Origin of the sequence: Rhizobium sp. NZLR1 (assembly GCF_017357385.1) — a bacterium.
Taxonomy (GTDB): domain Bacteria; phylum Pseudomonadota; class Alphaproteobacteria; order Rhizobiales; family Rhizobiaceae; genus Rhizobium.
Genome location: NZ_CP071632.1, coordinates 2,817,528 through 2,831,943 on the forward strand (window position 1 = coordinate 2,817,528; position 14,416 = coordinate 2,831,943).

13 protein-coding genes are annotated in these 14,416 nt (G+C 62.7%); 1 reads left to right on the forward strand and 12 read right to left on the reverse strand.

Translation table 11 applies throughout. The features are described from left to right. Positions 1–423: 423 nt before the first annotated feature. From J3O30_RS14085 to J3O30_RS14115, 7 genes are all read right to left on the reverse strand, one after another. Positions 424–1,911 (reverse strand): right-handed parallel beta-helix repeat-containing protein, encoded by a 1,488-nt coding sequence (locus J3O30_RS14085; RefSeq protein ID WP_207580921.1) that lies wholly within the window; start codon positions 1,909–1,911, stop codon positions 424–426. Positions 1,912–2,220: 309 nt separating this feature from the next. After that, positions 2,221–3,429 carry an ABC transporter permease gene (locus tag J3O30_RS14090; RefSeq protein ID WP_207580922.1) on the reverse strand — a complete coding sequence of 403 codons (1,209 nt, stop codon included), beginning with the start codon at positions 3,427–3,429 and terminating at the stop codon, positions 2,221–2,223. 4 nt (positions 3,430–3,433) lie between these two features. Further along, positions 3,434–4,573, reverse strand: a complete 1,140-nt coding sequence (locus J3O30_RS14095; RefSeq protein WP_207580923.1) for an FtsX-like permease family protein — start codon at positions 4,571–4,573, stop codon at positions 3,434–3,436. Next, on the reverse strand, positions 4,570–5,268 hold the full coding sequence (locus J3O30_RS14100) for an ABC transporter ATP-binding protein (RefSeq protein ID WP_207580924.1): 699 nt from the start codon (positions 5,266–5,268) through the stop codon (positions 4,570–4,572). Before J3O30_RS14100 ends, J3O30_RS14095 begins: the two co-directional genes overlap by 4 nt. A gap of 234 nt (positions 5,269–5,502) precedes the next feature. Beyond that, positions 5,503–6,747: an efflux RND transporter periplasmic adaptor subunit gene (locus J3O30_RS14105; RefSeq protein ID WP_207580925.1), complete on the reverse strand. Its 1,245-nt coding sequence runs from the start codon at positions 6,745–6,747 to the stop codon at positions 5,503–5,505. A gap of 176 nt (positions 6,748–6,923) precedes the next feature. Beyond that, positions 6,924–7,967, reverse strand: coding sequence for an AraC family transcriptional regulator (locus J3O30_RS14110; RefSeq protein ID WP_207580926.1), 1,044 nt, complete (start codon positions 7,965–7,967; stop codon positions 6,924–6,926). A gap of 178 nt (positions 7,968–8,145) precedes the next feature. Beyond that, positions 8,146–8,937, reverse strand: a complete 792-nt coding sequence (locus tag J3O30_RS14115; RefSeq protein WP_207584334.1) for an SDR family oxidoreductase — start codon at positions 8,935–8,937, stop codon at positions 8,146–8,148. 98 nt (positions 8,938–9,035) lie between these two features. Here J3O30_RS14115 and J3O30_RS14120 point away from each other — a divergent pair, with 98 nt between their 5' ends. Then, positions 9,036–9,953 (forward strand): LysR family transcriptional regulator, encoded by a 918-nt coding sequence (locus tag J3O30_RS14120; protein WP_207580927.1) that lies wholly within the window; start codon positions 9,036–9,038, stop codon positions 9,951–9,953. A gap of 131 nt (positions 9,954–10,084) precedes the next feature. Here J3O30_RS14120 and J3O30_RS14125 read toward each other — a convergent pair whose 3' ends face one another. The 5 genes from J3O30_RS14125 to ctaD are packed head-to-tail and all read right to left on the reverse strand — an operon-like array spanning position 10,085 to position 14,366. After that, positions 10,085–10,666 (reverse strand): dienelactone hydrolase family protein, encoded by a 582-nt coding sequence (locus J3O30_RS14125; protein WP_207580928.1) that lies wholly within the window; start codon positions 10,664–10,666, stop codon positions 10,085–10,087. Between the two features lie 57 nt (positions 10,667–10,723). Next, entirely contained in the window at positions 10,724–11,101 is a 378-nt protein-coding gene (locus J3O30_RS14130) for a cytochrome C oxidase subunit IV family protein (RefSeq protein WP_207580929.1), read from the reverse strand. A gap of 7 nt (positions 11,102–11,108) precedes the next feature. Then, positions 11,109–11,828, reverse strand: coding sequence for a heme-copper oxidase subunit III family protein (locus J3O30_RS14135; RefSeq protein WP_207580930.1), 720 nt, complete (start codon positions 11,826–11,828; stop codon positions 11,109–11,111). 58 nt (positions 11,829–11,886) lie between these two features. Next, entirely contained in the window at positions 11,887–12,600 is a 714-nt protein-coding gene (locus J3O30_RS14140) for a cytochrome c oxidase subunit 3 (protein WP_207580931.1), read from the reverse strand. After that, positions 12,597–14,366: a cytochrome c oxidase subunit I gene (ctaD, locus tag J3O30_RS14145; protein WP_207580932.1), complete on the reverse strand. Its 1,770-nt coding sequence runs from the start codon at positions 14,364–14,366 to the stop codon at positions 12,597–12,599. Before ctaD ends, J3O30_RS14140 begins: the two co-directional genes overlap by 4 nt. Between the last annotated feature and the right edge of the window lie 50 nt (positions 14,367–14,416).

The window sequence follows — 14,416 nt, forward strand, 5'->3', positions numbered from 1 at the left end:
TCCCGAGAAGCCTGGCGGTGGCTGCATCCTCAATAATACAACTTAAACGTAAACAATATATAAAATAACGACCGAAAGGTGAATGAACGGTAACCTACCTTTTATTGACGGTCAGGCGAGGTACCCAGCAGACCAGTTCTCTTCGGTGGTCGCCCTCGTCCTCGGAGCCCAGGCCCCATCAGGATGAGGCCGAAGAGAAGGTGTGGCTTACCAATCGGTGCACCATTTAGAAGGCACACCGGTCAGCCCTCATGCTTGAGGCACGTAGCCAGCGGGGCGAAGCTTCGAAGGACGAGGGCGGGGTGGCTGAGCGCCCCTAACTCCATCTGAAATATTCGATAGCACTGGGGGTGGCCGCCCTCGCCCTGCGAGGCCCCTTCGGGGCACGTCAGGGTGAGGGCGGCGAGAGGCCGTCCCCTACCCTCAGCTCAGCAAGCCATCCGTATGGATGAAGACAGTCAGCGTGTCCGCGTCGCTATGATGCGAGGTTCCATCGTCGACACCATAACTGAAGGACTCGCTCACATGTCCGCTATGGTCGGGGAGCTTCGTGTCATCGAGCGTGTAGGCATAGTTGCCCTCTCTGTCCACGTGGATGGAACCATAGTCCCCGGTCAGAGTCAGTCCGTGCTTGCCCACGCTTTCGTCTCCGAAGCGGCGAAGCACCAGGGTGCCGTTGTCCGAACTGTCGTTTTCGAGAAGATTGCCATGATGGGCGGCGCCCGTATCGGTCAGGATCTTCAGGTTATCATGAACAGCGGCAATCGCCGGATCCGCGGCCGCGTCCGTCACTGCGGCAGCCTTGGTATTCGTGCTTGCAAGCGCCGTCTCGACATTTGCGACCGTATGGTTGTTACTGACGGAAAAGGTGTGCGCGTCAACGACGGCGGGCGACAGGCTGGTGGCATTGACCCCGCTCTCGATGGTATTGTTGTAGAACGTGCCCGATGCCGGCCGGTCTACTTTCAGCGCTGACTGCGTGAGGTCGTCGAAGACATTGTCGTGGACCTTGATATTCGTGAGGGTATAGCTGGTGCCGATGGCGCCGCTGACGGCCACTCCCCAGGCGCCGTCGTGAATATGGTTGCCCGATATGTCGTAATCTCGCGCACTACCCTGATCGCCGAGACCAACGGCGAAAGACCAGCTGTAACCGTGAAATCCGGATATGTCGTTGTCGCGGATGGCGACATTCTTGCCCGCGGGCGCACTGATGCCGAAGCCACCCCCGGTGAGCGTATTATTCTCGACCACCGCATCCGTGGCCCGCACCAGCGCGATCACCCCCTTCGGGCTGCTGGCATCAGTCTGGTCGAGATGATTGCCCTTGATCAGAATATTGCTGCTGTCGTTGACCTGCACGGCATCGGCCGTCGAGCCATTGGCGCTGGTGACGGTATTGTTGAGAAGTTTGACGCCGCTGACCTTTTCGATCCAGAAGCCGTCGCCTTTGACATCCGATATCTTGCTGTCTTCGATCGTGACGTTCTTGCTGTTCCTGAAGGTGACGGCACCGGCGTTTTCCGACATTCCCGACTTGGCGATCTCGACATTGCGGACCGTCCAGTTCGTGACATCGCCGCCATAAATGGCCGCACCGCCTGTGTTCGATATCTTCAGGTTCTCGATGACAATGTTCGACGCATAAAGACTGTGGATACCGTCACCGCCGCTATGGATGACAGGTGCGTCCCCCGTCCCGTAACTGCCGATCTTGATCGGCGCGCTCGCGCTGCCGGAATTTTTGATATCGAACTGCTCGTTGAACACGCTGCCCTTGGCGAGAAGCACGCTGTCGCCGGCTTTCAGCGTCAAAGATTCCACTTTGGATAATGTCGCAAAAGCTGATTTCTCGCTCGTTCCGCTGTTCTGATTGGAGCCGATTGCTGAATTCACATAATAGGTTGTCATATCGCCGTGTTGCCTTGTTGGTCGGATCGCTATGAGCCGCGAGAATCGAATCGGTATCGGTCGATCCGACGCAGCGGGGGCAACCGGCCACGGCAAGAAGGCGACAAGATGTTGTCAATGCGGCAGCGAGAAGGTTCGCGGGCCTTCTTCCACAGGCAAACACCCCAGTCGACTAAGATATTGGAAAGATGCAACTTATCCGAAAAATATCCGGCACGGTAATTGCATGAACCGACGGCGTCGCACGGTTCTGTGATGACTGGGCCGCAAAGCGCGCCGACCGAGGGCGGGTGACAATCACGGCGCCTCCTACCCCCTCGCCCGCAACGCCGAACTCAGCGGCAGCCGGGCAGCCGCCAGCGCCGGCAAGGCGCCGCCGAGGATGCCGATCGCAAGCCCCAGCACGCCGGCAGTCAGGATCACATCAAACGTCACATCGAGTTGGAACGCCATTTTGGTGTTGTTGGCGCCCATTGTGCTCGCCTGCCAGCCGTTAAAGGCAAGGCGGGAGGCGAGGATGCCGAAACCCGCGCCAGCCACGGAAAGCAGCACCGCCTCGAACCAGGTGGCGGCGAAGGCCGGCAGGCTGGAAAACCCGAGCAGGCGCAGCGTGGCGATCTCGACGCCGCGGTCGGAGACCGAGTTCATCATCGTGTTCAAAGCGCCCGCCGTCGCGCCGATCGCCATCAGCAGCGCGATTGGCCAGCCAAACAAGCGGATCAGCCTCTCGGTCCGCTCGGCCTGCGCGGCATAGAGATCGGCCTCCGAGATGGTGGTGAGCGGCGTGCCAGATAGATCAGACAGGCGCTGGCGCAGCGTCGCCAACGCTGTTGCGGGGTCGACGCCGGCAAGCTTCACGCGCAGGCTCTGCACCTGCCCCTGCCAGTCGAAGGCCGATTGCACCGCGTCCAGATCCGCCCAGATCTCTGACTCGAAGGCGCTGCCGCCGGCGGTGAAATGGCCGGCGACGGTCCAGTCGACCGCGCCGAACCGTACCGTCTGGCCGACGCCAAAGCCGGGGAAAGCCTCTGCGACGCGGGCGCCGACGACGATCTCGCGCGCGCCTGATACAAACAGCCGCCCTTGCGAAAGCCGGGCGCGGCCCCGGAGATCGATCCCGGCCCGGTCCATGCCCCGCAGCGACAGCGTCTGCTCGGCACCGTCGCTCCCCTTTACATCGATCGGCACGATGGTCTCGCGCGACAGCGCCAGTCCGCCGGCGCCATCGCGCGCAATCCCGGTATCGCCGCTCATGGCAGTCAGGCTGCGGATCGCATCGGCCGGCACGTCCGAGCCGGTCTCCTGATTGGTGCCGCCGCCGAGGATGATGGCGATATCGGGCGAGCCGGCGCCGGCAAGAGCGGCCTCGAAGCCGCGCGCCATCGCCAGAAAGCCTGACAAAACAGCGACCACGAGGGCGACCGACAGCACCATCGACAGCGAAATCCACAGCCGCCGCGGCAGGCTTCCGAGGTTGACTCTGATCATGAGAAAGGTCTGCTTGAGCGCTGATGACATTGGATTATCTCATTCTGAAGGCGTTGACGATTGGCAGGCGCATGGCGTTCAGGGCCGGCAACAGCCCGGTCAGCAAGCCAAGCCCCACAATGATCGCGGCGGACTTGAGCAGTACCTCAAAGCTGAAGACGAGGCCGAATTCCGGCCCGATGGAGAAAGTTGCGAGCTTGGCGAGGAGGAGCCCACCGGCGCCACCGACGGCGAAGATGAACAGCGTCTCGCCGAGAATGAGCGCCATGATCGCCCCGCGAGAAAAGCCGAGCACCTTCATCACGCCGATCTCGAAGCGGCGCTCCCTGATGGCGAAGAGCATGGTGTTGACCGATATCATCAGGATCGTCACGAAGGCGGCGCCGACGACGAGGCTGACGATCAGCCCGACATCGGCGAATTGCCGCAGAAACGCTTCGAGGAACTGCTTTTCCGATTGCGTCCGGGTCTGCGCCGCCGAATTGGCAAAGAGCGCATCGATGCGCGCCGCCAACAGGCCCGAGGCGACACCTTCGCGCGGGCGCACCACGAAGGCGTCGACGGTATCCTTGTCGCGCGCGCGGGCGGCATTGACCATGTCGTAGCGAGCGAGCATGAAATAGGTGTCGGTGCCGGCATCAGAACCCTCGAAGATGCCTGATATGGTGAAGCTCCAGTTCCGGCTGCCGTCGGCCTTCATGATCTGGCTGGTGACGCCGATGCGCTGGCCGACCGACCAGCCCTGCGCCTCAGCCAATGCCCTGCCGACGAGCACCCGGTCGCGACCCTCTTCCAGCGCCGCGATCAGCTCTGGCGTCAACCCGAGTTCGGCGCCATTGGCGGCGGCAATCGCCTGCGGATCGACCGCGCTGACGGCCACGACATTCTTCTCGACCTCGACGAAGCCTCGCATGCGCGCCGTATAGGCGACGGCCGCGACATCACCCTCCGCGGCGATTCGGTTGAGATAAGCAAAAGGCAGCGGCAGCCCCCGGCCTGATTTGTTGAAGACGCCGAGCAGATTGTCGCTGGCGCCGGCCGCGCTCTGGCTGCCGGTGACGAAACTCGCCGTCAGCCCGTAGATCAGGAAGGCGATGCCGACCGAAAACATCAGCAAAACGGCGCGTAGCCGTTTGCGCCAGGCATTGCGCCGCATGAGCTCGACGAAGGTCATCGGCTTTCCCCCTCGACGAATTCGCCCTTGTTGAGATGCAGCGTGCGCCGGGCAAAGGCGGCGGCCTCGGGATCATGCGTGACCATGATGATGGTCTTCCGAAGCTCGCGATTGAGGAGGCCCAGCATCTCGAGGATATCATTCGCCGATTTCCGGTCGAGATCGCCGGTCGGCTCGTCGCAGAGAATGAGATCGGGATCGGAGACGATGGCGCGCGCAATGCCGACGCGCTGCTGCTGCCCGCCCGACATACTCGACGGAAACTGCCGCTGCCGCCCGGTAAGCCCGACGAGATCCATGACCGTATCGACGCGCGCCCGCCGCTCCTTGCGCCCCAGCGGCTTGAGCAGCAGCGGCAGCTCGATATTCTCCGCCGCATTCAGCATCGGCAGCAGATTGTAGAATTGGAAGACGATGCCCATGCTGTGCGCCCGCCAGGCGGCTCTTGCACCCTCGCCCATCTGCTCGAGATGGCTGCGCCCGATGCGGATCTCGCCGGCATCGGGGCTGTCGATGCCGCCAAGCAAATTCAGCAGCGTCGATTTCCCCGAACCCGACGGCCCCATCACCGCAACGAAATCGCCGCGCGGAATGGAAAGGTCGAGCCCCGAGAAGATCGGTATGGTCTTCGCCCCGATCCTGAACGCCTTCTTGACGCCGGCAAGCGCGATATATGGGTCTTGAATGTCGGTCATGCTCTGCTCCTTGGTGCTTCGTTGATCCGTGGCCGGTAACCGGTGGCCGCCCTCGTCCTTTGAGGCCCCTGTGGGGCACCTCAGGATGAGGTCGGAGAGAAGTCGCGGTTTGCCGCGCCGCAAGCCGCAGCTACCCAGCACAGCAATCATCCCCGGCCAGACGGCGCGCCAACCCGCCCTCATTCTGCGGCACTGAGGCCGAAGGCGGAGCCCCGCCGGCACCCCAATCAGCCCTCATCCTGAGGTGCGCAGGCCAAAGGCCGGAGCCTCGAAGGACGGGGGCGAGTGATGGGCACCACCCGCCGACGCACCCACATCCGCCCCCTCACCCACCACCAGCCGGATGAGCGCAGCCATGGCAGGCCGCATGCCTGGCGGCGGAGACGCCAGCGACAGGCGCAGCGTCACCGTCCCCTTCTCCCGCGAAATGACAGGCGCGATCTTCGACACCTCGACCTCAAAGGGCTGGCCGGGAAAGCCGTCGAGCACCGCCTCGCCTGACAAGCCCGGCCGCATCAGCGCGATATTGGCTTCGGCCACATCGGCATCGATGACCAGGCTCGCCATATCGGTAATGACGAGCAGGCTTTCATCCTCCCGCACGCTGTCCTCGCGCGACAGCACCGTGTCGCCGACATGCGCGTCGAGCCGCGTGACAGTGCCGGAGATCGGCGCACGCACAGTCAGCGCCTCCACCTGCTCACGCGCCTTGTCGATCTCGAGTTCCGCTTTTTTGACATCCTGTCTTGCCTGCTGGGCTGCATTCTCGGCCCGGTCGACAGCTGTCCCCGCCTCCTCCAGCGCCTGCGCCGACATCGCATCACGTCGGGCGAGCCGCCCTGCGCGCGCAAGCGACGACCGCGCCTGCGCTAGTTCGATATTCCTCGCATCAAGTGCCAATGCCGCCGCCCGCCCGGCAATCTCCACGCCCCGAAGCGAAAAGCCCGCGCCGGCATCGTCGAGCCGCACCAGCACCTGCCCCGCGACGACGCTATCGCCCGCCTCCACCCCGACCGCGACAATCCGGCCCTCATATTTGGAAAAAACGGTGGTGATAACGAGTGCGGTGACATAACCGGAGCCGGTGATTTCCCGGGTCGAAGCAGTCGTGCCCTTCGCTCCATCCTCGATCGGAGTCCGTACCCCCTCAACGGCGGCACCGCGCCTGGCTGGCGCCTCCACCCCATCGGCGGATATCCCAAGGTCGCTGCCCGAAAACCCCGCAAGCGCGGTCTCGATTCGCTGCAGCGCCTCGGATCCATTGGAAAGAACCGCCGCCAGCGATGCCGCCGCCGCAATGACGAGCATTGCGCCAGGGGTCGTGCGCCGCCGGGCATGAGGCTTCGGCGGCTCTGTCTCGAAGGCCGCGGGCTCGATCGAAAGCGATCTGAGCTTGGCGGCAAGGTCTCGGTCATGTTCGGATGTGGTGTTCATGCCGGCAAACATCGCCGACCCGGCAGAAATCGCGACCTGGAACACGATCCAGGGAGTCCTCGATCGCGATTGTGTACGTGGGAGTGGCCGGCCTCGTCCTTCGCGGCCCCTGCGGGGCGCCTCAGGATGAGGGCGGAGAGAGGTCGCGGTCGGCTCACCGGCAGCCGCCATCGCTTCCCTAGAGGCGGCCTGGAACTCGTCGGCTCAGGCTGAACATCCTCTCACCCCTTCCGCTGCCGCCATGCCAGCGGCGTCATATCAGTCACCCGGCGGAATTCGCGGTTGAAATTGGATTTGGTCTGGAAGCCGACCTCGAACATTACCTCGGTCACCGGTTTCTCGGTGGCGGCGAGCAGCCGGCAGGCCTCGCCGATCCTGTAGTCGTTGACATATTGCGAGACGTTCTTGTCCATTGCCCGGTTGATCGCCGCCGAAATCTGCCGCGCCGGGATGCCGGCCTTGCGGGCCAGCCGGTCGAGATTGAGATTGGCGTCGCGATAGAGTTTCCTTGCCTCCATCAGCGCATCGACCGCAGCGATCGTCTCCTTATCCTCGCTCGTCTCCGGCCGCAGGGCTGTCTCCACCGTCTCGGCAGGCGCCCGGCTTCGGCTGGCGACGGCGGCCGCGATACTGAGGATGACGAGGACGGCGAGATTTCCTATACTGATCAGCGTCAGCGCGCGCTCGCTGTGTGCCGAGGTAAGGTCGAGGAAGACGAAGGTATCGACCGCGGCCGAGAGACACAGGGCGGCGGCCGTAAAGATGATCGCCCGATAGGCCGGCACCGCCCCTTCGAAGGGCGCCAGCCGCAGCGCATCTGCGCCAGGGCGCATCAGAAGCAGGATGACCAGGGCATAACCGACGAAAACAAGCACCAGCGCGATATCGATCGCATCCCGCCAGAAAGCCGTCAGAAGCAGGATAACGACGGCGGGCACGGCATGCAGCGCAATCCGCACCGGCAGCGGCCGCCGGCTCGTCCGGACCAGCCGGGAAACCCCGGCATAGGCGAGCGGCGGCACTATCGCCGCGATCACCGGCGCGACCATCCCCACCGTCTGCACCCCATAGCCCCAGCGCAAGCCGGAGAGCACGGATTGCAGCGCGGCGAGCAGGATAAGCGCCAGAAACGGCCGGTTCGGCGCCGCCTCCTCGTCCTGCCTGAGGACGGTAACGAAGAGGACAAGCAGCAGAAGGGCAACGGCGAAGGGAAGCGGAATAAACAGCATGGCCTGATAGGATCGTGGCGAATAGATGGTCATCATTGCCGAGATCCTCGCCCGAAGCGACCTCCATCACGTTTTAGGTAGGGATTTTTGGCTCCGCCTCTCCGCGCTCATCCTGTGCTCGTCAGCAATCCGGCCGCGGCCACGGCCGCCTCCTTGCTCCGTTCGGCAAAGGTGACGGCGGTGATCGTCAGCAGTGTATCGGTCACACCATCCCTTATGCGATGGTGTTGACGAGGCCGCCTTCGGCCCGGAGCGCCGCGCCATTGGTAGCAGACGAACGGGGGCTCGCGAGATAAGCGACCAGGCTTGCCACTTCCTCGGCCTCCACCATGCGCTGCAGGATCGAGGCGGAGCGTGCGGTTGCGAAGAATTCGGCCTCGATCTGCTTGATGGGCGCGGAAGGATCGCTCGCCTGGCCGCGCAGGAAGGCTTCGATGCCGTCGGATCGGGTCGGCCCGGGCAGCACCGAATTGACGGTGACGTTGGTGCCGCGCGTCAACTGTGCCAATCCACGTGAAATCGAAAGCTGCGCTGTCTTGGTGGTGGCGTAATGGATCATATCCTGCGGGATGGCGAGCGCGGATTCGCTCGAGATGAAGATGATCCGGCCCCAGTTCCGCTCCAGCATGCCGGGCAAATAGATGCGTGACAGGCGCACGCCGCTCATCACATTGACTTCGAAGAGATGGCTCCAGTCGGCATCGCTGATGTCGTTGAATGCTTTGCTTTCATAGATGCCGAGATTGTTGACCAGGACATCGATGGAGGGTGCCGCCTTGGCGATCTCGGCAACCCCCTCACCGGTACCGGCATCGGCCAAAATCCCGCTGACGCCCTTGGCGCCCGATGCCGTGATATCGGCGATGGCAGTGTCGAGCTTGCTCCGGTCGCGGCCGGTGATGATAACACGTACGCCTTCGGCGGCCAGCGCGCGGGCGATTTCCAGCCCGATGCCGGCGGTGCCGCCGGTGACGAGTGCAGTCCTGTCAGTCAGTTTCAAGTCCATCATGAGGTCTCCAAATTGCGTTCTGGACCAATTTATGATCTGAGAAGACAAAGAACTATTGCCTGAAATGGACATGCACCTGTGAACGAGGTTCCTCAATGATGCGCGTTCTGATGGAGCGTTCAGGCGAGATGGAAGTCTTTGCCCGCGTGGTCCAGGAGGGCGGCTTTTCGGCCGCAGCCCGCAGCCTCGAAATCACTCCGTCCGCCGTCAGCAAACTGATCGCCCGCCTGGAAGCACGGCTCGGAACGCGCCTGTTGCTGCGCACCACGCGCGCCCTGACGTTGACGGAGGAAGGCGAAGCCTATCATCGCGCCGCACTCAGAATCCTGCAGGATCTGAACGACGCCGATCAGGAAGCGGCGGGCGGCGCTGTTCGCGGCCGGCTGCGCGTCAGCGTCACCGTGCCCCTCGGAACTATGTTCGTCGCACCCGCCATGCCTGATTTCGTCGCCCGCAACCCCGATCTCATCGTCGAGCTGAGCCTCACCGACGGCATCGTCGATCTGGTCGCTGAGAAGACCGACGTTGCCATTCGCATGGGAAACCTTCCGGATAGCGGCCTGATCGCCCGCAAGCTCGGCCAGTCCCGGCGCGTCGTCTGCGCCTCGCCATCCTACCTTGCGCTGAAGACGCGGCCGCAGATCCCGGCCGATCTCGAACATCACGACTGCCTGACCTTCAGCTTCCGCCGCGCCCGGCCGTCATGGCCCTTCCGCTGCGACGGCAAGGATATCGAACAGCCGGTGTCGGGAAGCCTTGTGGTCAACAACGGCGAGACGATGAAGCAGATGGCGCTTGCCGGCGCTGGCATCGCCCGTCTCGGCCGGTTCCACGTTGCGGCCGAAATTGCCGAGGGAAGCCTTGTCGCCTTGCTGGAGGATTGCAACCCGGGAGACTTGGAACTGATTCACGCCGTCCACGTTGCCGGTGGCCCCATCCCCCATCGCGTTCGCGCCTTCATCGACCACATCGTCGGGACGCTGAAGGCCTCGCCGCTGCTGCATGCGGATTGATTGCTCGATGAGCGACAGGGTGACGCCGGGATGGGGCCGTTCAATCGCCCGAGCATCGCCTCTCCATGCGTGCGCCGACGAAGATGTCTGACCTCCCGGAGGTCACACCTACGACAGGGCCGACGCCAGGATCAGAGGCGATGCAGGAACTCAAGCACGCGGGTGGTGAGGAGCGCAGTCGCATCCGCGTCATAGGATGGCAGCGAACTGTCGGCGAAATAGTGCTGATCGCCGGGATAGAGGAAAAGCTCTGCGTCCTCGACCTTCGCCACGATCTCGCGGGCGGCGTCGACGTCACCCTCGCCGACAAAGATCGGATCGTTGTCCATACCATGGATCTGCACCGCAACGCCGTCCGGCCAAGGTCCAAAAGCCCATTCGCCGCTGATCGGCAGGCAGGAGTAAAAAAGCAGGGCCCCGCGGGCGCCCCGCCGTGTTTGTGCCAGCTTCTGCGCCGGCAGCACCCCGAAGGAGAACCCGGCATAGACCAGTTCGGGAGGCAGTTGGTCGGCGACCCGGACGCCGCGCTCCCTGATGGCGTCGAAGCCGATCTCGCCAATATGGGCAAGCCCCTCCTCGATGCTGTGGAATATGCGTCCGTCGAACAGATCAGGCGTGTGCACGATGTGGCCGGCTGCCCTGATCTCGTCGGCGAAGGCGCGCACTCCAGGGGTCAGCCCTTGTGCGTGGTGGAACAGCAAAATCTCGGCCATAATTGCTTCCGGTTGAAATAGTCTATTCGATAAAAATTCGGAACCGATGACCGATATCTACGGCCCAGCCCCAAAGAAGGCGAGCCGGGTGAAAATCGTATAGTCCGCCTCCGATACCATCAGCGCGACGAAAACCAGCACCAGCACCGGCGGCAGCAGAATGGCGTAGACCAGCGCCAGCCGTTCCCAGGCCATGTGCATGAAGATGGCGACGATCAGCCCGGCCTTCAGCATCATGAACACAAGGATCAGCGTCCACCTGAGATAGCTCTGGATGCCGAGATAATCGACCATGTAGGAACAGGCGCTGAGCACGAAGAGCAGGCCCCAGACGAAGAGATAGAGCCGGATCGGGTGCTGCTGTCCCGGGGCTTGTGAATGCGGTGTTTGTGCATGCGCCGTTTGGGTGTGTGCATGCGCCGTTGTCTCGTTCATGACGACCTCACCACAGATAAAAAAACGCGAAGATGAAGACCCAGACCAGGTCGACGAAGTGCCAGTAGAGGCCCATGATCTCGACGGCCTCGTAGCGCCCTCTCCGGCTGGTGAAGAAGCCGCGGCGCTCCTCGTCGAAATCGCCCCGCCAGACCTTGCGGGCGACGATGAGGAGGAAGATGACGCCGATCGTGACGTGGGTGCCGTGAAAGCCGGTGATCATGAAGAATGTCGATCCGAACTGTGCTGCCCCCCACGGGTTCTCCCAGGGGCGCACGCCTTCGGTGATCAGCTTGGTCCATTCGAAGGCCTGCATGCCGACAAAACATGCTCCGAGAAGTGCGGTCAGCAGCATCAGCATCGCCGTCTTGTGGCGGTCGCGGCGATAGCCGAAATTGACCGCCATCGCCATGGTGCCGCTGCTTGAGATCAGCACGAAGGTCATGATTGCGATCAGAATCAGCGGAACATCCTCGCCCCCGATATGGAGCGCGAAAACCTCGCTCGGATTGGGCCATGCGACCGGCGTCGACATACGGGCGGTCATATAGGCGATCAGAAAACAGCCGAAGACGAAGGTGTCGCTGAGGAGAAAGATCCACATCATCGCCTTACCCCAGGACGCCGTCTTGAAGGCGCGCTGATCCGAGCTGAAATCGGCGGCGATACCGCGCAGACCGACCGGCCTGAGGTCCGGCTCGCCGTGCGTCTCGATAGTCTGTGCCATCTGCAACCTCCTAGTTCGGCCCCTGGTTCAGCCCCTATTTCAGCCCCTATTTCAGCCCCTATTTCAGCAATGTGCGGCAGAGATCGACGAAATCATTCGCCCACCCGGCAAAGAGGGCAAAGAGCAACAGCCAGACGGCGAGCATGAAATGCGAATAGATGGCGGAAAGATCGACGCTGAGGCGTAGCCTGTCCGGCGCGACGTCGGTTGAGAATGCCCTGACGGTCGTGTGCGAGAGCACGGCAAGCCCACCGAGGATATGCAGTCCGTGCAGGCCGGTCAGCATGTAGAAGAAGCTGTTGGCGGGATTGTCGGCAAGCACGTAGCCGGCTGCAGTCAGTTCCCGCCAAGCCTGGATTTGTCCGACGAGGAAGAAGACCGCAAGCGCAAGTCCCGTCACAAGCGCTGGCCGCAGGGCTTCCATGCGGCCGTGCCGCGCTTCTCGTTTGGCCCATTGCAGCGCGGCACTGCTCAAGGCAAGTGCTGCCGTGTTCACCCAGAGCAGGCGCGGAACCGGCATCCCCCACCAGTCCGCCGACGCCATGCGCATGAAATAGGCGCTGACAGCAAGGCTGAAGAGCGCGCCGACGACGCCGAGAAACACGAACAGGCCGATTTTCACCGCCGGCACGGGTGGCCGATCGGCGCTATGATGATCCGGCAGTTGCATGGATCCGGCTTCCAGCCAGGGCTTCGAGGTCAGCCGCTGCCCGGAAAGCCACCAGAAGATGATGGCGCCGACTGCGGCAAGGAAGAGCAGGATGACGTTCATGCCGGCACCTCCCGGGTGATGCCATCGCTTGCCGGCACATTCTGCGGGATGAAATCCTCGGCCGCCCCTGGCACGCTGTAATCATAGGCCCAGCGGTAGACGACAGGCAGGTCCTTGCCCCAGTTGCCGTGCGCCGGCGGCGTCTGCGGCGTCTGCCATTCGAGCGTCGTTGCCCGCCATGGATTGCCGCCGGCCTCCCTGCCCCGGAAAAGGCTCCAGACCAGATTGAACAGGAAGACCATCTGCCCGGCCCCGACGATCAGCGCCATGACCGTGATGAAGATGTTCAGCGTATGGGCCGAAGGTGGAACGAAGGCCGTCTCCCCGAGCTCGTAGTAGCGACGCGGCACGCCGAGCAGGCCGAGATAATGCATCGGAAAGAAGATCGCATAGGTGCCGAGGAAGGTGATCCAGAAGTGGATCTGGCCGAGCGCCTCGTTCAGCATGCGTCCCGTCACCTTCGGATACCAGTGATAGATCGCCCCGAAGATGACGAGGATCGGCGCCACACCCATGACCATGTGGAAATGCGCGACGACGAACATCGTATCCGACAGCGGCACGTCGACGACGACATTGCCGAGGAACAGACCGGTCAGGCCGCCATTGACGAAGGTAACGATGAAGGCGAGCGCAAAGAGCATCGGCAGCGTCAGATGGATGTCGCCGCGCCACAGCGTCAGCACCCAGTTGTAGACCTTGATCGCCGTCGGGACAGCGATAATCAGCGTCGTGGTGGCGAAGAAGAAGCCGAAGGCCGGGTTCATGCCGCTGACATACATATGGTGCGCCCAGACGACGAAGCTGAGCGCGCCGATGATGACGATCGCCCAGACCATCATGCGATAGCCGAAGATGTTCTTGCGCGCATGCGTGCTGATCAGGTCCGAGACGATGCCGAAGGCAGGTAGCGCGACGATATAGACTTCGGGGTGCCCGAAGAACCAGAACAGGTGCTGGAACAGGATCGGGCTGCCGCCGCTATGCTGCAGTTGCGTGCCCATTTCGACGATGGCGGGCATGAAGAAGCTGGTGCCGAGCACGCGGTCGAACAGCATCATGACGCAGGCGACAAAGAGCGCGGGAAAGGCCAAGAGCGCCATCACGGTGGCGGTGAAGATGCCCCAGACGGTGAGCGGCATCCGCATCAGCGTCATCCCCCGCGCCCGCCCCTGCAGCACGGTCACCACATAATTCAGGCCGCCCATGGTGAAGCCGATGATGAAGACGATCAGCGAGGAGAGCATCAGCAGGATGCCCCAGTCCTTGCCGCCGGGCGTGCCGGAGAGAACGGATTGCGGCGGATAAAGCGTCCATCCAGCCCCGGTCGGACCGCCGGGGGCGAAAAAGCCCGCAACCAGGATCAGCACCGCGAGCAGATAGATCCAATAGCTCAGCATGTTCGCGTAGGGGAATACCATGTCGCGCGCGCCGACCATCAGCGGAATGAGGTAGTTGCCGAAGCCGCCGAGAAACAGCGCGGTCAGCAGATAGATCACCATGATCATGCCGTGCATCGTGATGAACTGGTAATAGTGATCGGCGTCGATGAAGGCGAAATGGCCGGGGAAAGCAAGCTGCAGCCGCATCAGCCAGGAGAGTACCAACGCCACCAGGCCGATCGAGATGGCGGTGATCGAATATTGCACGGCGATGATCTTGGCATCCTGGCTGAACACATATTTCGTCCACCAGCTTCTCGGATGGTAAAGCTCGACATCCTCGACTTCGGCGGATGGAATGCTGCCGGATGGAATCTCGACCATGATCTCTCTTCCCTTTCCCCGCCGGTTAACTGAGCCATCAAGCGGCTCCG